Here is an 18,835-nt window from a genome sequence, read left to right on the forward strand (position 1 = left end):
TTCTCTCGATTCCCTCCATCGATCTTGCAAGGAAAGCTCACCATGTCGTCCGACATCGCCACGGCCGTGCCCCGGCCACCCGCCCGCACCGCGTCCGCGCCCGTGCTCACGGGTGCTGAGGCGGTTGTCCGCTCGCTCGATCTCCTCGGCGTGACCGACGTGTTCGGTCTGCCCGGCGGTGCGATCATGCCCGTCTACGACCCGCTCATGGACGACGAGGCGGTCCGCCACATCCTTGTCCGCCACGAACAGGGTGCCGGTCACGCCGCGGAAGGATACGCAGCGGCGTCCGGAAAGGTCGGTGTCGCCATCGCGACGTCCGGTCCCGGCGCCACCAACCTCGTGACCGCGATCGCCGATGCCTACATGGATTCAGTTCCGCTGGTGTGCATCACCGGCCAGGTCTTCAGCACACTCATGGGGACGGATGCCTTCCAGGAGGCGGACATCGTGGGCATCACGATGCCGATCACGAAGCACTCGTTCCTGGTCAAGCGCGCCGAGGACATCCCTGGCGCGATCGCAGCGGCGTTCGAGGTCGCCTCGACCGGTCGGCCAGGCCCCGTCCTCGTGGACATCACGAAGGATGCCCAGCAGGCCAGTGCGCCCTTTGTCTGGCCGCCGCAGATCGACCTGCCCGGCTACCGTCCGGTCACCAAGGCCCACGGCAAGCAGATCCAGGCTGCCGCCCAGCTCATCGCCGACGCCGAGAAACCCGTGCTCTACGTCGGCGGCGGTGTCATCCGCTCCAAGGCGTCGAAGGAGCTCCTGGCGCTCGCGGAGGCCACCGGAGCCCCCGTGGTGACCACGCTCATGGCTCGCGGCGCCTTCCCCGACTCGCATCCCCAGCAGCTCGGAATGCCCGGCATGCACGGCACCGTGCCCGCCGTGCTCGCGCTGCAGGAGTCCGACCTCATCGTCGCGCTCGGCGCGCGGTTCGATGACCGCGTCACGGGCAAGGCCTCGCACTTCGCTCCGAACGCGAAGGTCGTGCACGTCGACATCGACCCGGCCGAGATCTCAAAGATCCGCACGGCGGATGTGCCGATCGTGGGCGACCTGCGCGAGGTCCTCATCGACCTCGAGGCGTCGTTCCGCTCGACAACCGGGGGAGAGGCGCTTGACCTCACCCAGTGGTGGGCGTATCTGAACGGTCTGCGCGAGGAGTTCCCCCTCGGCTTCGCCCCGACCACCGACGGGCTGCTCGCTCCCCAGCAGGTCATCCAGCGGATCGGCGAGCTCACTGGGCCCGAGGCCGTCTACGCGGCCGGTGTCGGTCAGCACCAGATGTGGGCCGCGCAGTTCATCAAGTACGAGCGCCCCAACGCCTGGCTGAACTCCGGCGGCGCCGGAACGATGGGCTACTCGGTTCCGGCGGCGATGGGTGCCAAGGTCGCCGAGCCCGACCGTGTGGTCTGGGCGATCGACGGCGACGGATGCTTCCAGATGACGAACCAGGAGCTGGCAACCTGCGTCCTGAACGACATCCCAATCAAGGTCGCGATCATCAACAACTCCTCTCTGGGCATGGTGCGCCAGTGGCAGACGCTGTTCTTCGCGGGCCGACACTCGAACACCGACTTGAACACCGGCCACGGCACGGCGCGCGTTCCCGACTTCGTCAAGCTCGCCGAGGCATACGGGTGTCTGGCGATCCGGGTCGAGAAGGAAGACGAGGTCGATGACGCCATCCGCCTGGCCCTGGCGACCAACGATCGACCGGTCGTGATCGACTTCGTCGTGTCGGCCGATGCCATGGTGTGGCCGATGGTCCCGCAGGGTGTCGGCAACAGCGAGATCCAGTACGCGCGCGAGCACGCGCCGAGCTTCGACGGAGAGGACTGAGCCATGTCCCAACACGTGCTGAGCCTCCTCGTCGAGGACAAGCCGGGCCTTCTCACCCGCGTCGCGGGCCTGTTCGCCCGCCGTGGATTCAACATCGAGTCGCTCGCTGTCGGCGTCACCGAGGTGCCGGGCCTGTCCCGCATCACGGTCGTCGTGGATGTCGAGGGTCTGCCCCTCGAGCAGGTGACCAAGCAGCTGAACAAGCTCGTGAACGTCATCAAGATCGTCGAGCTCGATCCTGTGTCCTCCGTCCAGCGCGAGCACATGCTCGTGAAGGTGCGCACCGACAACTCGACCCGCTCGAACGTCCTCGAGGTGATCAACCTGTTCCGCGCATCGGTCGTCGACTACGCGCCTGACGCCCTGGTCGTCGAGGTCACCGGCGATCGTGGCAAGGTCGAGGCGTTCTTGAACGCCGTCGAGCCCTTCGGCATCAAGGAGCTGGCCCAGTCGGGCCTTCTCGCGATCGGGCGAGGGCCCAAGAGCATCACCGAGCGCGTCCTGCGCGGCTGAGAGATCCACGCTGCCTCACTGCCGGTCGTTGAGGGAGTGCAGCGAGACGAAACGACCACACACCAATACAAGGAGCACACACGACATGGCCGAAATGTTCTACGACGACGACGCCGACCTGGAGCTCATCCAGGCCAAGAAGGTCGCGATCGTCGGGTACGGCTCGCAGGGACACGCGCACGCGCAGAACCTGCGCGACTCCGGCGTCGAGGTCGCCATCGCCCTCAAGGCGGGGTCGAAGTCCATCCAGAAGGCCGAAGAGGACGGGTTCCCGGTCTTCACCGTCGCCGAGGCGACGACGTGGGCCGACGTCATCATGATCCTCGCGCCCGACCAGCACCAGCGCGGTATCTACAACAACGAGATCAAGCCGAACCTGACCCCCGGCAAGACGCTCGCCTTCGCGCACGGCTTCAACATCCGCTTCGGCTACATCGAGGCCCCCGAGGGCGTGGACGTCATCCTCATCGCCCCGAAGGCCCCGGGACACACGGTGCGTCGCGAGTACGTCGCCGGTCGTGGCATCCCCGACATCATCGCGGTCGAGAAGGACGCCTCCGGGTCGGCTTGGGACCTCGCCAAGTCGTACGCGAAGGCCATCGGTGGCACCCGCGCAGGCGTCATCAAGACGACCTTCACCGAAGAGACCGAGACCGACCTGTTCGGCGAGCAGGCCGTGCTCTGCGGCGGCGTCTCCCAGCTGATCCAGTACGGCTTCGAGACGCTCTCCGAGGCCGGCTACCAGCCCGAGATCGCCTACTTCGAGGTGCTGCACGAGCTCAAGCTCATCGTCGATCTCATGTGGGAGGGCGGCATCGCCAAGCAGCGCTGGAGCGTCTCGGACACCGCTGAGTACGGCGACTACGTGTCGGGCCCGCGCGTCATCGACGCCCGCGTCAAGGAGAACATGCAGGGTGTGCTCGCCGACATCCAGTCGGGTGCCTTCGCCGAGCGGTTCATCACCGACCAGGATAACGGCGCCGTCGAGTTCCAGGAGCTGCGCGCGAAGGCCGCCGCTCACCCGATCGAGGCCGTCGGCAAGGACCTGCGTGCCCTGTTCGCCTGGAAGCAGCAGGACAGCGACTACACCGAGGGCAGCGCGGCGCGCTGACCGACGGCTCGACACGACGAACGGGACTTGACGGGACGTGAGCACGGACCGCGACGACGACGCCCTCTCGTGGGGGGATGACGATCCGACGCTGGACAGCGGCACTGCCGCCGTCCGCGCCGGGGACACTCCCCGCGAGAGCGGCGTCGCCGCATCCGGTGCGGCACCGTCGCCGTCGACCCAGCCGCCGGTGGTTGACGTCCCCACAGCTGACCTCGACGAGGCGTCGCCGACGTTGAGCAACACGGCACTGGTGTCGTTCGGCGTGCTCGGGGGCATCTACCTGCTGTTCACGGTGGGCTGGATCGTCGGCGGTCTGCGCCTTCAGGGCTACGCGTCCTACCTTGTCGCGGACGTCATGTTCCAGGGCAGCTTCTGGCTGGCCGTGTGCGCGCCAGCACTGTGGTTCGCGACGAGCCTCGTCCTCACCCGGGGGCGCCCGCGATGGGTGTCCTTCGTCGCGCTGGTTGCAGGTATGGTCCTGCTCATGCCGTGGCCCTTCGCGATGCTGGGGGTGAGCGCGTGACCGATCCGATCGCTGCCGTCGACGCACCGCGTCGGGGCATGGCTCCCGTCGCCCGCGCCGTGGTCGCGGGGGTCTTCGGTCTGTTCTACGCGTATGCCGTGTGGAACGCCGTGGGCAACCTCGTGCAGTCCCTCGCCGCGGCATCCGATGTCGGGCTCAGCCTCACACTGCTCGGCTGGGTGGTGTGGCTCATCGCGATCCTCGTGCCGATCGTCGTCTTCGTCATCGCTCTCGCGGTGGCGGCGCATCGACGCCTCGGCGCCCATCTGCTCATCATGGTCACCGGCCTCGCCGTCGTGGCCGTCCTCTGGCTCAACGTCGTGGCCTACACGGCGTTGAACACCAGTTCGCTGGTCGGCTGACTGGCACCGGAGGGACCCCGGCCGAAAGGTCGGGACCCTGCCCGCGATAGGCTGGCGACGGCCGTCGCACGTTCGACGCAACATCCACCCGCGCACGAAATTGCGCCTCGCTCCGAAGGATCCACCCGTGTCCAAGCCGGTCGTCCTGCTCGCTGAAGAACTCTCACCCGCCACCGTCGAGGCTCTCGGATCCGACTTCGACGTCCGCACCGTCGATGGCACCGATCGCCCCGCGCTGTTCGCCGCTCTGGCCGACGCGGACGCCGTTCTGATCCGCTCGGCGACGAAGATGAACGAAGAGGCGATCGCAGCCTCCGCGAAGCTGAAGGTGATCGCCCGCGCGGGCGTCGGACTCGACAACGTCGACATCAAGGCCGCCACCTCGGCGGGCATCATGGTCGTCAACGCCCCGACGTCCAACATCATCTCGGCGGCCGAGCTGACGGTCGGACACATCCTGAGCCTCGCCCGCCACATCCCGGCGGCGAACGAGTCGCTGTCCCAGGGGGCGTGGAAGCGCAGCTCGTTCACGGGCACCGAGTTGTACGAGAAGACCATCGGCATTCTGGGCCTCGGCCGCATCGGCGCGCTCGTCGCCGAGCGTGTGCGCGCCTTCGGTGTGCGCCTGGTCGGCTACGACCCGTATGTGACGCCCGCCAGGGCGCAGCAGCTGGGCGTCGAGCTGCTCTCGTTCGACGAGGTCGTCGCTCAGGCGGACTTCCTCACCGTCCACATGCCCAAGACCCCTGAGACCACCGGCATGATCAGCACCGAGCAGCTGGCCTCCATGAAACCCTCCGCCTACGTCGTCAATGTCGCCCGCGGTGGTCTCATCGACGAGGAGGCGCTGTTCACCGCGCTCAGCGAGGGTGTCATCGCCGGGGCGGGACTGGACGTCTATACCAGCGAGCCGCCCAAGCCCGACTCTGTCGCCGCGCAGCTCGTTGCTCTCCCGAATGTTGTCGCGACCCCGCACCTGGGCGCCTCGACCGAAGAGGCGCAGGAGAAAGCGGGCATTTCGGTCGCCAAGTCGGTCAAGCTCTCGCTCGAGGGGGATCTCGTCCCGGATGCCGTGAACGTCGCCGGCGGCGTCATCGACCCGTTCGTGCGACCCGGTATCGCTCTCGTCGAGATGCTCGGACAGTTCTTCTCGGGGCTGGCCGCAGGGGCGCTGACGAGCCTGGACATCGAAGTGCGCGGGGAGCTCGCGAACTATGACGTCAGCGTCTACCGCCTCGCCGCGCTCAAGGGCATCTTCACCAACATCGTCAGCGAGAACGTCTCGTACGTGAACGCTCCGTTGTTCGCCGAGCAGCGCGGCATCGAGACGCGGATGATCGTCGACACCGAGAGTCCGCTGTACCGCAACATCACGATCCTGCGCGGCACGCTCTCCGACGGTGCCGTCCTCACCGTGGCCGGCACCCTGGCGGGCACGCGGATGGTCCCCAAGATCGTCGACATCAACGGCTACGAGATCGAGGTGCCGATCGCCCGGCACCATGTCGTCATGCGCTATCCGGACCGGCCGGGGATCATAGGGCTCTATGGTCAGAAGCTCGGAGAGGTGGGCATCAACATCGAGGGCCTTCAGGTGGCGCACTCCGATGCCGCCGGACGAGCTCTGTCGGTCCTGACCGTCGATGCGGAGGTTCCCGAGGTGATTCTCGAGAACATGCGCACAGCCGTCGGGGCGGACGTGTTTCGCCAGATCGAGATCGTCGAGCCGTGAGCGCGCGTACCGTCAGGCTCGCGCTGATCCCCGGTGATGGCATCGGCCCCGAGGTCGTCGCCGAAGCCGAGAAGGTCTTGGATGCCGCGACCGCGACCAGCGACGTCCATTTCGAGAAGACGACGTTCTCGCTCGGAGCTGGACGCTTTCTCGACACCGGCGACACGCTCACCGACGACGACCTCGTCGCGATCGCCGCGCACGATGCCATTCTGCTGGGCGCGGTCGGGGGAGTCCCCGGCGACCCGCGGCTGAAGGATGCCAACATCGAGCGCGGGCTGCTGCTGAAGCTGCGATTCTCGCTGGATCACTATGTGAACCTGCGGCCATCGAAGCTCTATCCCGGGGCCGCAGGACCGCTCGCGAACCCGGGCGAGATCGACTTCGTCGTCGTCCGGGAAGGGACAGAGGGGCCCTACGTCGGTAACGGCGGCGCGATCCGCAAGGGCACCCCGCACGAGATCGCCAATGAGACCTCCGTCAACACCGCCTTCGGTGTCGAGCGCGTCGTGCGCTACGCCTTCGCGCTCGCGGAACGGCGTCGTAAGAAACTGACGCTGGTGCACAAGACGAACGTCCTGGTGCACGCCGGAGCCATCTGGCAGCGCATCGTGAACGAGGTGGCGGCCGAGCACCCCGAGGTGGCCGTAGACTACCTCCACGTCGACGCGGCCACGATCTTCCTGGTCACGAACCCCAGCCGTTTCGACGTGATCGTCACCGACAACCTCTTCGGCGACATCCTCACCGACTTGGCCGGCGCCGTCACCGGAGGCATCGGCCTCGCCGCTTCGGGAAACATCAATCCCGACGGCGCGTTCCCCTCGATGTTCGAGCCCGTCCACGGTTCGGCGCCCGACATCGCAGGTCAGCAGAAGGCGGACCCCACCGCTGCGATCCTGTCCGTCGCGCTGTTGCTCGATCACCTCGGGCTGCAGGACGAAGCCGGCCGCGTCACACGCGCGGTCGAGGACGACATCGCTTCCCGCGGGGACCAGGTCCGCCCGACCTCTCAGATCGGCGACGCGATCGTCGAGCGTCTCCAGGCGTAGCCTGGACGAATCGCACGACGCCGTCGCGCTAGACCCTCAGGAATCGCCATGACGCTTCTCGACACCGACCCCGACGCAGGACTTTCCCCGCTCGAGTTCACGGTCACCCCCAACCCCGCGGCCAAGCCCGACGAGGTTCGCGAAGAGATCCTCGCCAACCCCGGCTTCGGCATCAACTTCACCGACCACATGGTCGAGCTGACGTGGACCGTGCAGGGAGGGTGGCACAGCCCGACCGTCACGCCCTACGGTCCGATCGCCCTGGATCCGGCCGCGGCCGTGCTGCACTACGGCCAGGAGGTCTTCGAGGGCATCAAGGCGTACCGCCATGCGGACGGGTCGATCCACACCTTCCGTCCCGATCAGAACGGACGACGCCTGCAGCGCTCGGCACGTCGCTTGGCACTGCCGGAACTTCCGGTCGCATACTTCACGCAGTCGTTGCGCGAGCTGATCGCGGTGGATGCCGCGTGGGTGCCCTCGGGTGAGGACCAGAGCCTTTACCTGCGGCCCTTCATGTTCGCCAAGGAAGCGTTCTTGGGCGTGCGCCCCGCACACAAGGTCGGCTACTACGTGATCGCGAGCCCCGCCGGCGCCTACTTCCACGGCGGCGTGAACCCCGTGACGATCTGGCTGAGCGAGCACTACGCCCGTGCCGGCGAGGGCGGGACCGGTGCGGCCAAGACGGGCGGCAACTACGCGGCGAGCCTGCTCCCGCAGTCCGAGGCGTACGAGAACGAGTGTGATCAGGTCGTCTTCCTCGACAAGAACCGCAACGTCGAGGAGCTCGGCGGAATGAACGTCGTGTTCGTCTACAAGGACGGCACGATCGTGACCCCGCAGTCCGAGTCGATCCTCGAGGGCATCACGCGAGACTCGCTGCTGCAGCTGGCGGCCGACCGCGGCCACCACATCGAGGGACGATCGGTCTCCCTCGACGAGTGGCGTTCGGGTGTGGCATCCGGCGACATTGTCGAAGTTTTCGCCTGCGGCACGGCAGCGGTGGTGACCCCCATCGGCGTGCTCAAGGGACGCGACTTCATCGACGAGCAGCCCACGGGAGAGCTCGCGCTGTCGCTTCGTCAGGAGCTCACCGACATCCAGTACGGCCGCATCGAGGACCGCCACAACTGGCTCGTCCGACTCGACGGTTGACCGCGGCGTAGGCTGGCGCGGTGAAGATCGCACGGTTCAGCCACGAAGACGCGCTCGCCTACGGCATCCTCGACGAGGGTGACGTCGTGGTCCTGAAAGGGGATCCGCTCTTCGCGGGCTACGAGCCGACGGGAGAGCGGATCCCGCTCGCGGATGTCACTTTGCTCGCCCCTGTCATCCCGCGCTCGAAGATCGTGTGCGTCGGCAAGAACTACCACGACCACGCGGCCGAGATGGGCGGGGTCGCCCCCGAGCAGCCGCTGCTGTTCCTGAAGCCCAACACCGCCGTCATTGGACCCGGCGACGCCATCGTGCGCCCGCCGCAGTCGGAGCGCACCGATCATGAAGGCGAGCTCGCGGTCGTCATCAGTCGGGTGACCAAGAACGTCTCGGCCGAGGATGCGCTGGACCACGTGTTCGGCTACACGCTCGCCAACGACGTGACCGCGCGCGACCTGCAGAAATCCGACGGCCAGTGGGCGCGCGCGAAGGGCTTCGATACCTTCTGCCCTCTCGGCCCCGTGATCGAGACGGAGTTCGACCTCGACGACGACGCGACCCTGGTCACGCGGGTCAACGGTGAGATCCGCCAGAGTGCGCCGCTCGGAGACATGATTCACTCGGTGCCGGAGATCGTCGCCTACGCGTCAGCGGCGATGACACTGTTGCCCGGAGATGTCATCCTCACGGGGACTCCCGCGGGCGTCGGTCCGTTCGAGGCGGGCGACGAGATCGAGGTCGAGATCGAGGGGATCGGGGTTCTGCGCAACCTCGTCCGCAATGCCTGAGACGCCGTCGGGAGAGGTGTCCTGGCAACCCTCCGATGAGCAGGTGCGCGCGACGCAGCAGCGCTCGATCACGGTGCTGTCGACCGGGCAGGTGCTCGGGGGGATCGCGTTCGGCGCCACGATCTCACTCGGGGCTGTGCTGGCGGCCGAGATCGCGGGGGATGACTCCCTCTCGGGGCTCGCTACCGCCTTCGTCACCCTCGGGGCAGCGGGAACGGCAGTGCCGCTCGCCGCCCTCGCCGCCCGTCGTGGCCGACGCCTGGCGCTGGCGTCGGGAATGGTCATCGCGCTGCTCGGGGTCGGCGTCGTCATCCTCGCCGCGGCGATCGCTTCCTTCCCGGTGCTGCTCATCGGTTTCGCCCTGATCGGTGCGGGCCAGGCCGCCAACCTCCAGTCCCGCTTCGCCGCGGCCGACCTGGCCGACGACCGCTCCCGTGCTCGCGACCTGTCGATCGTCGTGTGGGCGACGACGATCGGAGCCGTCCTCGGTCCGAACCTGGTCGGGCCGGGCACAGTGCTGGGTGACATGCTCGGCATGCCGGCGCTGACAGGTCCCTACCTGTTCACGGTTGCCGCACAGGTCCTCGCCGTCGCTCTCTACTTCTTCGCCCTGCGTCCCGACCCCCTGCTGCTGGCGCAGCGGATCGCCGCGCACCACGAAAGTCGCCGGACCGCCGGCATCGCGCACGAGGATCGCCCCCGTGCCGCCCGGTTCGCGATCATCGCGATCGCCGGCGCGCACGGCGTCATGGTCGCCGTCATGGCGATGACCCCGGTCCACCTGCTGCACCACGGCGCGACCCTCACGATCGTGGGTCTGACCATCAGCCTGCACATCGCCGGCATGTATGCGCTCGCGCCCGTCTTCGGCATCCTCGCCGACAAGCTCGGGCGTGTGACCACGATCCTCATCGGCCAGGCGTTGCTCGCGGCATCCCTCGCTGTGGCCGCGGTCTTCGCGGAGTCGAACCTCGGGGTGACCATCGCACTGATTCTGCTCGGCCTCGGCTGGAGCGCGGCTACGGTGGCCGGTGCTGCGCTCCTGACCGAGATGTCATCCGAGAAACTGCGCCCGCGCCGCCAGGGTCGCAGCGATCTGGTGATGAATCTCGTGGGCGCCTCGGGGGCGATCGCCGCAGGGTTCCTGCTCGGGTGGATCGGCTACGGTGGGCTCGCGCTCGTATCGCTCGCGGTCGTCGTCGTTGTCGTCGTGATCTCGCCGTTCGGACGTGCTGCACGGTCTGCCGCCGTCGTGTCGGGGCAGGAGTGAGCGTGCCGCGCCGCACGTGTGCGATACCGGCGGGAACCTACCTGCTCGGCGACGCCTTCGACGAGGGATACCCGTTCGACGCCGAAGGGCCGCAGCGCGACGTCACCCTCGAGGCGTTCGACATCGACGCGACACCGGTCACCAATACCCAGTTCGCCCATTTCGTGGATGCGACGGGCTACCTCACGGATGCCGAAAGGTACGGCGACTCCGCGGTGTTCCACCTGGCGGTTGCGGCTTCCGCCGACGATGTGTTGGGGCGTGCCTCGGGGAGTCCCTGGTGGCTTGCTGTGCGGGGAGCGAGTTGGCGGCGGCCGTACGGCCCACTCTCGGATCTCGCCGACGTGGGCGATCACCCCGTTGTCCATGTGTCGTGGCGAGATGCCGTGGCGTACGCCGAGTGGGCAGGGCGCGCACTCCCGACCGAAGCGCAGTGGGAGACGGCGGCCCGCGGCGGCCTCGTGGGCGCGCGCTTCGCGTGGGGCGACGAGCTCACACCCGGTGGAAAGTGGATGTGCAACATCTGGCAGGGGAGGTTCCCCGACCACAACACCGCCGAGGACGGCTGGCTGGCCACGTCACCGGTCGGCGCATTCCCGCCCAACGGGTACGGGGTGTTCGATGTCGCGGGGAACGTCTGGGACTGGTGCGCCGATCGATTCGAGACGACTCCGCCGGCGCCCGCCGGGCGGGGCGGATCATTGCTTCCGATCGTGCAGGAGGAGCGGCGCGTCATGCGCGGCGGCTCCTACCTGTGCCATGACTCCTACTGCAACCGCTACCGCGTGGCAGCGCGAACGGGGAACACACCGGACTCAACCGCAGGAAATTGCGGTTTCCGCACGGTGAGTCTGCCCCAGGCGTAGCGGGGACCGAGGGCCGGGTCCAACTAGACTGGGTCTCTATGCCTGCTCTGCCTCACCCCGCCACCACGACTGCATCCGGCTCTGACATCCGGGTGCGCTTCTGCCCGTCGCCCACGGGGCTCCCGCATGTCGGCCTGGTGCGCACTGCGTTGTTCAACTGGGCCTACGCCCGCCATAACGGCGGCACGCTCGTGTTCCGCATCGAAGACACCGATGCCGCGCGTGACAGCGAGGAGAGCTACCAGCAGTTGCTGGATGCCCTGCGGTGGCTGCGGATCGACTGGGACGAGGGCGTCGAGGTCGGCGGTCCCCATGCGCCGTACCGGCAGTCTCAGCGTCACGACCTCTATCAGGGTGTGCTCGACAAGCTGATCGCGGCCGGCGTCGTGTACGAGAGCTTCTCCACGGGCGAGGAGATCGACGCCCGCAACGAGGCCGCCGGGCGAGCGAAGCAACTCGGCTACGACAACTATGACCGCGACCTCACCGACGAGCAGAAGGCGGCCTTCCGTGCCGAGGGACGCGAGCCAGCGTGGCGCCTGCGGGTGCCGGATGAGGACGTCACCTTCGTCGACCTCATCCGCGGCGAAGTGACCTTCCCCGCAGGATCCTTCCCTGACTTCGTCATCGTCCGCGCCGGGGGAGTGCCGCTCTACACCTTCGTCAATCCCGTTGATGATGCCCTCATGGGCATCACGCATGTCCTGCGCGGCGAGGACCTCATGCCCTCCACCGCCCGCCAGCTGGTCCTCTACGACGCACTCGTGAAGGCCGGTGTGACCGACTTCGTGCCGCGCTTCGGCCACATGCCGCTCGTGCTCGGCGACGGCACCAAAAAGCTCTCCAAGCGCGACCCCCGCGCCGATCTTTTCCTCCAGCGCGAGAAGGGTTTCATCCACGAGGGCCTTCTCAACTACCTCGCGCTGCTCGGATGGTCGATCTCCGCCGATCGAGATGTGTTCTCCCTGGACGAGCTTGTCGCCGCCTTCGATATCGCCGACGTCAACCCGAACCCGGCCCGCTTCGACCAGAAGAAGGCCGAGTCGATCAATGGCGATCACATCAGGATGCTCGACGCCGACGTCTTCGCCGCGCGTATCGTCCCCTACCTCGCCGCTACCGGGATCGTGTCGGACCCGCCCACCGAGGCGGAGCGAGCCCTCATCGCGGCATCCGCGCCCCTCGTGCAGGAGCGGGTGCAGCTGCTGGGGGATGTCCCCGGACTCCTGGGTTTCCTCTTCGTCGACGAGGTCGCCTACGAGGAAGACGCTCTGAAGTCACTGCCGCAGAACGCCGTGGAGGTGCTCCAAGCGGGAGCTGCGGCGATCGAGGGCATCCCCGCGTCGGAGTTCACCGCGCCTGTCATCCAGGAGGCGCTCTCGGTGGCCCTGATCGACGGTCTCGGCCTCAAACCGCGAGTCGCGTACGGCCCGCTGCGGGTTGCTCTCAGTGGGCGCCGAGTATCCCCGCCGCTGTTCGAGTCGATGGAGTTGCTGGGCAAGTCCGTCTCCCTCGCTCGTTTCGGCGCGCTTGCCGCACGACCGGTCGCGGAGTGACGGGAGGGGGAGCGTGCTGGTTTGGAGCGCTCCCTTCCGTGGTCTAGACTTGATCCTCGGTGCTCATCTCGGTGAGACGCCTTGGGGTATGGTGTAATTGGCAACACGGCTGATTCTGGTTCAGTTGTTCTTGGTTCGAGTCCAGGTACCCCAGCAAGCAAAACCCCCGGAATTCCGGGGGTTTTCTCGTATCTCGGGAGCTCGCGGCGAGGGTGTCGTCTAGCCTGATCGCATGTCGAGTCGCACACCGGATGCGTGGGTCTGTCCGACGTGTGGTGACCGGCTCAGGTTCGAGATCCTCGATGACGAGCGATTCCTGATCGCGTGGTCCTGCGTGAATTGCGGGCTCGTGCGGACGACGGAGCCTGCGTAGCGATACGAGCCCTGCCCATCCGACCTATCTGGCGTCGGACGCCAGCCGGATCTGGACGATGTTCTCGGTCTCATCGATCTCGGCGACCTTGGGGTGCGCCTTCACGAACTCGGTGAAGCTACGGAAACCCAGCGCGCGCTCGCTGAAAGAGGAGTCGAGCCGGGTGATGAGGCTCTTGACGACGTTGGCATGCTGCCAGTCGGTGCCCTCCTTGTCGCCTTCCAGGCGCAGCGCGCGCTCGAGCAGCTCTGCGCCGGGGTCGGCGGCCTTGCGACGGCTGCGACGCCCCGTGGATGCGGGCTCCGCTGCTTCGGTCTTCTGCGGGCGATCCACACCCGGAAGGGCGTCGTAGGCGTCGAATCTGTCGCAGGCAGCCGCCAGCGACTTGGCGCTGGACCCCGCCACTCCCACGCCCACCACGAAGCGGCCGAGGCGCTTGCAGCGCTGGGCGAGAGGCACATAGTCGGAGTCTCCGGCCACGATCACGACGTGCGTGAGATCGGGGAGGCGGAACATGTCCTCCACGGCATCCACCGCGAGTCGGATGTCGGCGCCGTTCTTCGCGTAGGCCGCCGCCGGGAAGAGCTGGACGAGGTCCACAGCGCGGGCCACGAGCTGAGAACGATAGTCGGCGTTGATCGGTGCCGACCAGTCGGCGTAGGCGCGGGTGAGCACGAGCGTGCCGAAGGACGCGGCGTAGTCGATGATCGCGCCGAGGTCGATCGTCGCATCGGCCAGGCGTGCGGCGATCTCCTCATCGGTCGGGTCCTTGGCGATCTTCTGTCGATCGCGTCCGAAGGAGTTGCGACCGTGGACGGTGTCGTACCAGGACATGACGATGTTGTCGAAGTCGAGGTACACCGCGACGCGCGCCTCGGATGTCTCGGGCACGGGACCTCCTGGGTATGAGGAGTCGGACGGTTGTTGAGCCTAGTCTCGCGCGCTCAGCCGAAACTGGGAACGTGATCGGATGATCAGGTCACGGTGCGCAGTCGTAGATGGCGGTGCCGGCGGCATCCGTCGTCTCGCAGTTCACCTCGACCCAGGCGCGGATCTCGGCCGATGTCGAGGATCCGGTGCTCGCCGCCTGGCCGCCTGCCGCGCTGGAGGACATGACGAACCGGACCGCGCCGTCGTCGACCATCGCGATGAATTCGTCGAGCGACGGCACCGCGTCGTTGCCGTTGAACCCACCGATCGGGAGTACCGACCCCCCGTCGGTCGCGAGGATGATGCTCGATGCGGCCTGCGCGCCGAAGGTGGCGACAAGGTAATCTGCGTCGCCCTGGTTCTGCTCCAGGAACTCCACGAATGCGGCGGATGTCGCGCCGGTTCCAGCGGGCCCCGCTCCCTGTCCCAGAGCGCCGTCTGCGCCCCCCTGGGCCGGGCCCGCGCCCTGACCGCTCACGCCGCCGGGTACGCCCCCCTGGCCGGGCGCCCCGCTCTGACCGCTCGCGCTCCCGGGGGGAGTCCCCTGGGCGTTCTGCCCGCCCGCTCCGGTGCCCAGCCCGCCCATGCTCGGGGAATCCGACACCCCGCCGGCGACGGGGTTGGTGTTGCTCGGGTGCGCGATCGTGACCGCGGACCAGACCGTGGGCGTGAGCACGAGTGCGACCGCCGCCGCTGCCGTCACCGCCAGTCGGGGAAAGCTCGTGAGGGTGCGCTCGGCGATCAGCAGGACGATCACTCCGACCGCGATGAGTGCCTGGACCCACGAGACGACGGTGGAGTAGCCCGGATACCAGAAGCTCACGAGCACCGCGGTCACAGCGGCGACCGAGACGAGGGAAATCTGCGGCCAGAGGACGCCGCGACGGCGTGCGAGGCCGAACGCGAGCCCCACCGACAGGGCGACGGGCACGGCGAGCGCGGCCGTGTAGAACTGGTGCATCCCGGCGACGGCCGAGAACATGGCGCCGAACACGAGCAACCACAGGCCGAGGAACACCGTGACAGCGCGAGGGAAGCGCAGCATCCACAAGATCACGATCGAGAGCACGGCGGCCGGGAGCAGCCACGCGATCTGACCCGCCAGTTGTTCGTTGAACAGCCTGAACACGCTGGCGTCACCCGAGAACGGGGGAGTGAACGACAGATAGTCGCTGGAGTCCGCCGTGGCAGAGAAGCGCCCGAGACCGTTGTAGCCGAACACCATCTCCCAGGGATTGTTGCTCAGCGTGCTGCCGATGTAGGGACGATCGGATGCCGGGATCAGGGAGACGAGGATGATCCACCACAGCGATGCGAACAGACTGATCGAACCCGCGGCGGCGAGATGCCAGATCTTGCGCCACAGGGGCTGCGCAGTGAACAGATATGCGACCCCCAGCGCCGGCCACAGCGCCCAGGCCTCGAGCATGTACGTCTGGAACGCGAGAGCGATGAACAGCCCACTGAGGATGATCCACCGCAGTCGGGGGGTGGTCAGGGCACGCGCGGCTGCCCACGCGGTGAGAGCGAGGCAGAGGACGAAGAACGTCTCGGGCTGGTTCGACCGGGACACGGCGATGAAGATCGGCGTTGTGGCGGCGACCGCTCCGGCGATGAGGCCGGCGGTCGGTGAGAACAGGCGTCGTCCGGTGAAAGCGACCAACAGCACGGTGCCGATTGCGGCGAGCGCGTTGGGGAGCACGATCACCCAGGTGGAGTACCCAAAGACGGCCACGAACAGCGCGGGAATCCAGAAGGACCCGGGAATCTTGTCGAGGGTGACGGTGCCGGCGGGGTCGAATGCGCCGAAGAAGAAGTTGCTCGGGCTCTGGCTCATCGACACGGCGATGGCGGCGTAGTAGTTCGATTCGGATGCCGTATCCAGCGCCCACATCGTGAGCAGGGCGGTTCCGATGGTGAGGAGGAAGAGACCCGCTGGCCATACGGCGCGGGAGAGATGGGGATGGCGTGCGGCGGCGGTGGCGCTGGCCGGCCTGGACGCAGTTGTCACGGCGGTCATGGAACCGACGGTAGGGAGAGGTCTCAGGTGCCCGCTATCCGATTCCTATGCGTCCCCTGTGTGCGCTCAGATGTCAATCGACATCCCGGGGTCGAGGACGAGGAACTCGCCCCCGCCCTGCTCGGTCGCCCAGGTCAGCCGCTGCCGTGCCATGCGGCGGCCGATCGTCGACAGCGTCATGTCGTGGGTCGCGAACGCCAGGCGGGGCGCGATGGCGAGGATGAAGTCCATCGCGTCACCGAGCTTCAGCCACGGGGCGCCCGCAGGAGCGGCGAGAAGCTTGACGGGATGCCCGGTGGGGAGGTCGTACGAATCCCCGGCGTAGTAGAAGCCGTCGTTCACGAGCACGCCCACGTTCTGCACGACGGGGAGGGATGAGTGGATGACCTCATGCAGGCCACCGAAGAATTCCAGCGTGAACGGGCCGATCTCCACGCGCTCGCCGGGGGTGACGACGCGGATCTCGAAGTCCGCGGCCGCATCCGCGACCCCTTGGGGCGCGAAGATCCGCGCCATCGGCGCGCGCGACAGGATGCGACGCAGATGCTCGGGAGTCCAGTGGTCGGCATGCTCGTGGGTCACCACGACCGCAATGATGTCCCCGGCATCCAGAATCGGATCCGTGAAGGATCCCGGATCGATGATGAGCGTCTTGCCGGAGTCGCGCAGGGTGAGAGCTGCGTGCTCGTGTTTGGTGACCCGCATGTCCTGAGTCAACAACCAGGCGGAGCTTCGGGCAAGCCGACAGGGCGACGCCATCGGTTCCCGGGCCGATTTGTCTCGCGCGCTCGAGGCGTGGCATAATCGAACGGTTGTCTTGCGGCCCCATCGTATAGCGGCCTAGTACGCCGCCCTCTCACGGCGGTAACGCGGGTTCGAATCCCGCTGGGGTCACCAACACCAGAAAAGCCCGGTCTTCCGACCGGGCTTTTCCTCTTCTCGGACATCGGCGGTGCGAGCGAACCTCGCCGAGACCATCTCGCCGAGGTAGGAGAAATCGCCAGAACAGGACAGACGCGCCGCGTGGCATCCTGTTCTGGCTATTTCTCCTATCTTCACGATGTCGCGCGTCAGGAGCGGGCGCGGCGGATGAGGGCCACGACGCCCCAGACGATCGCGCCGAGCACGGCAACCACGGCGATCCAGGGGAGCAGGAACCCGACCCCGAGCACGACGCCGTTGAGTGTGGCGATGAGGCCATTCCACCCGGCGACGATCCCATCCCAGAACCCGGCCGGGTCGGCATCCACGTTCTCGGCTGTGGTCGACAGCGAGACCGACAGTGACGACATGGCGACCTGGCTCTGCACGCTCTCCAGCTGCTGCTGGTACGACTCGAGGGTCGCCTGTCGCTCGGCAAGAGCGGACTCGGCGGCGATGAGGTCGGACACGTTGTCTGCGTGGGCGACGAGCTCCAGCAGACGGTCGACGGATGCCTGGGCGGCGTCCACTCGTGCCGTGAGGTCGATGACCTGGTCGGTGACGTCGTACCGGTCGATGCTCGAGGAGGTGATCTCGCCGAGAACGCTGAGTTCGGCGACCGCATCCGTGAGCTGGTCTGCCGGGATGCGCACGGAGATCCATCCGGTGGTGATCGCCGTCGTCGAGGCGTTCTCGGACATGACATCCACAGGTATCGGTACGCCCGTGCCGAGGCTGAGGGACTCGACGTAGCCGCCCTTCTCGGTGGCAGCGGTCGCGATCTCGTCGGCGGCCCCGCGGATGTCGTCCACGATGAGCGACGCCCAGGCATTGGCGACGACCTCGCGGGACACGTCATCCAGGCTTCCCGACGCAAGATCCGGTTCGGCGAGGCCGGAGGAGTCCGCCGCACCGGCGGATCCGTCGATGGCCGTTATCTCGGTCTCGGCGACGCCGGTGGATGCCGCGGAGAAGTCGCCTGACGAGCCTGACAGCCCGGCGGTCACGCTCGGGGCGATGATCGCCGCGACGGCGACGACGGCTGCGGCGGCGGCCCCGCCCATCCAGAGACGGCCGCGACGCACGGCCCGGCGGAGCGCGAGCGCGCGATCCTGCTCGATCGCGTCGAGCACGGCCGCTTCGACGGCGTCGACCCGCTCAGCGGTGAATTCGGGGAGCTCGGGGAATGGGGCGTCCTGTTCGGGGGTGTTCGGGGTGTTCATGCGTCCTCCTTGGCGGTCGTCCGCAGCTGTGTGCGGATGCGGGAGAGACGGTTGCGGACGGCCCCGTGGCCGAGCCCGAGGTGGTCGGCGGCGGCCTGATAGCCGAAGCCCTCCACCGCACAGAGGCGGAATACCTCGCGGTCGGTCTCGGACAGCGTGGCAATCTGGGCGGCGATGGCACGGAAGTACTCGTCGTCGATCACCTGGCGTTCGACATCCACCGTCGACGGCAGCGCCTCGTCGAGGGCGTCGGATGTGTGTGCCCGATCCCGTTGCTGGCGACGGATCCGGTTCGCCGCCTGGAATCGGCAGATCGTCGACAGCCAGGGCAGCGCTGATTCGCCGGTCAACTCCAGAGCACCGAGCTTGCGCCAGGCGGCGACGAAGGTCTCCTGTGTGACATCCTCGGCATCCGTCGACGTGCCCACCAGGCGGTGAGCGAGCCAGTACACGGGCTTCGCATATCGCCGATACAGCGCCCGGAAGGCCGCGTCGCTGCCGGCGGCTGCGCGCGCGACGAGCTCTGCGTCGGTCTGCGTGCCGGTATCGGTCATCGATGCCCCCTGCCGTGCGCCGGATGCGGCGCCTCATT

The 18,835-nt window shown here is 67.5% G+C and carries 17 protein-coding genes and 2 tRNA genes; 14 read left to right on the plus strand and 5 right to left on the minus strand.

Annotated features, from left to right (window positions below):
• Positions 1–42: 42 nt before the first annotated feature.
• From ABD206_RS02495 to ABD206_RS02555, 13 genes are all read left to right on the plus strand, one after another.
• On the plus strand, positions 43–1,845 hold the full coding sequence (locus tag ABD206_RS02495; protein ID WP_344068786.1) for an acetolactate synthase large subunit: 1,803 nt from the start codon (positions 43–45) through the stop codon (positions 1,843–1,845).
• Positions 1,846–1,848: 3 nt separating this feature from the next.
• Positions 1,849–2,358: an acetolactate synthase small subunit gene (gene ilvN / locus ABD206_RS02500; RefSeq protein ID WP_344068789.1), complete on the plus strand. Its 510-nt coding sequence runs from the start codon at positions 1,849–1,851 to the stop codon at positions 2,356–2,358.
• A gap of 85 nt (positions 2,359–2,443) precedes the next feature.
• Positions 2,444–3,469: a ketol-acid reductoisomerase gene (gene ilvC, locus ABD206_RS02505; RefSeq protein ID WP_344068792.1), complete on the plus strand. Its 1,026-nt coding sequence runs from the start codon at positions 2,444–2,446 to the stop codon at positions 3,467–3,469.
• A 37-nt stretch (positions 3,470–3,506) separates the two neighbouring features.
• Positions 3,507–3,995: a DNA polymerase III subunit gamma/tau gene (locus ABD206_RS02510; protein WP_344068794.1), complete on the plus strand. Its 489-nt coding sequence runs from the start codon at positions 3,507–3,509 to the stop codon at positions 3,993–3,995.
• Positions 3,992–4,357, plus strand: coding sequence for a bacitracin resistance protein (locus ABD206_RS02515; RefSeq protein ID WP_344068798.1), 366 nt, complete (start codon positions 3,992–3,994; stop codon positions 4,355–4,357). Before ABD206_RS02510 ends, ABD206_RS02515 begins: the two co-directional genes overlap by 4 nt.
• A 127-nt stretch (positions 4,358–4,484) precedes the next feature.
• Positions 4,485–6,089, plus strand: a complete 1,605-nt coding sequence (serA, locus tag ABD206_RS02520; RefSeq protein WP_344068801.1) for a phosphoglycerate dehydrogenase — start codon at positions 4,485–4,487, stop codon at positions 6,087–6,089.
• The gene (locus tag ABD206_RS02525) at positions 6,086–7,141 is read left to right on the plus strand and encodes a 3-isopropylmalate dehydrogenase (RefSeq protein ID WP_344068804.1); all 1,056 of its coding nucleotides are present in this window, start codon (positions 6,086–6,088) and stop codon (positions 7,139–7,141) included. The genes serA and ABD206_RS02525 overlap by 4 nt, the downstream gene beginning before the upstream one ends.
• Before the next feature lie 48 nt (positions 7,142–7,189).
• Positions 7,190–8,296: a branched-chain amino acid aminotransferase gene (locus tag ABD206_RS02530; protein WP_344068807.1), complete on the plus strand. Its 1,107-nt coding sequence runs from the start codon at positions 7,190–7,192 to the stop codon at positions 8,294–8,296.
• Between the two features lie 20 nt (positions 8,297–8,316).
• Positions 8,317–9,084, plus strand: a complete 768-nt coding sequence (locus ABD206_RS02535) for a fumarylacetoacetate hydrolase family protein (protein WP_344068810.1) — start codon at positions 8,317–8,319, stop codon at positions 9,082–9,084.
• On the plus strand, positions 9,077–10,354 hold the full coding sequence (locus ABD206_RS02540) for an MFS transporter (protein WP_344068813.1): 1,278 nt from the start codon (positions 9,077–9,079) through the stop codon (positions 10,352–10,354). The genes ABD206_RS02535 and ABD206_RS02540 overlap by 8 nt, the downstream gene beginning before the upstream one ends.
• The gene (locus tag ABD206_RS02545; RefSeq protein WP_486348063.1) at positions 10,351–11,220 is read left to right on the plus strand and encodes a formylglycine-generating enzyme family protein; all 870 of its coding nucleotides are present in this window, start codon (positions 10,351–10,353) and stop codon (positions 11,218–11,220) included. The genes ABD206_RS02540 and ABD206_RS02545 overlap by 4 nt, the downstream gene beginning before the upstream one ends.
• A 38-nt stretch (positions 11,221–11,258) precedes the next feature.
• Positions 11,259–12,776 carry a glutamate--tRNA ligase gene (gene gltX, locus ABD206_RS02550; RefSeq protein WP_344068819.1) on the plus strand — a complete coding sequence of 506 codons (1,518 nt, stop codon included), beginning with the start codon at positions 11,259–11,261 and terminating at the stop codon, positions 12,774–12,776.
• Positions 12,777–12,858: 82 nt separating this feature from the next.
• A tRNA-Gln gene (locus tag ABD206_RS02555) sits at positions 12,859–12,930 on the plus strand.
• 243 nt (positions 12,931–13,173) lie between these two features.
• On the opposite strand, the gene ABD206_RS02560 is transcribed toward ABD206_RS02555, so the two are convergent.
• The 3 genes from ABD206_RS02560 to ABD206_RS02570 all read right to left on the minus strand — a co-directional run bounded on the left by ABD206_RS02560 (position 13,174) and on the right by ABD206_RS02570 (position 16,804).
• Complete coding sequence (locus ABD206_RS02560) at positions 13,174–14,040, minus strand: NYN domain-containing protein (RefSeq protein ID WP_344068821.1); 867 nt, start codon at positions 14,038–14,040, stop codon at positions 13,174–13,176.
• A gap of 88 nt (positions 14,041–14,128) precedes the next feature.
• A complete protein-coding gene (locus ABD206_RS02565) occupies positions 14,129–16,099 on the minus strand; it encodes an ArnT family glycosyltransferase (protein WP_344068823.1) in 1,971 nt (656 codons plus the stop codon).
• A gap of 66 nt (positions 16,100–16,165) precedes the next feature.
• Positions 16,166–16,804 carry an MBL fold metallo-hydrolase gene (locus tag ABD206_RS02570; protein ID WP_344068826.1) on the minus strand — a complete coding sequence of 213 codons (639 nt, stop codon included), beginning with the start codon at positions 16,802–16,804 and terminating at the stop codon, positions 16,166–16,168.
• Positions 16,805–16,920: 116 nt separating this feature from the next.
• On the opposite strand from ABD206_RS02570, the gene ABD206_RS02575 reads away from it, so the two are divergent.
• Positions 16,921–16,996: transfer RNA gene (locus ABD206_RS02575), tRNA-Glu, on the plus strand.
• A gap of 173 nt (positions 16,997–17,169) precedes the next feature.
• On the opposite strand, the gene ABD206_RS02580 is transcribed toward ABD206_RS02575, so the two are convergent.
• Both ABD206_RS02580 and ABD206_RS02585 read right to left on the minus strand, forming a co-directional pair.
• Entirely contained in the window at positions 17,170–18,243 is a 1,074-nt protein-coding gene (locus tag ABD206_RS02580) for a DUF4349 domain-containing protein (RefSeq protein ID WP_344068829.1), read from the minus strand.
• Positions 18,240–18,797 (minus strand): RNA polymerase sigma factor, encoded by a 558-nt coding sequence (locus tag ABD206_RS02585; RefSeq protein WP_344068832.1) that lies wholly within the window; start codon positions 18,795–18,797, stop codon positions 18,240–18,242. Before ABD206_RS02585 ends, ABD206_RS02580 begins: the two co-directional genes overlap by 4 nt.
• Positions 18,798–18,835 lie beyond the last annotated feature (38 nt).

Origin of the sequence: Microbacterium sediminicola (genome assembly GCF_039531125.1) — a bacterium.
In the GTDB taxonomy this organism is placed as follows: domain Bacteria; phylum Actinomycetota; class Actinomycetes; order Actinomycetales; family Microbacteriaceae; genus Microbacterium; species Microbacterium sediminicola.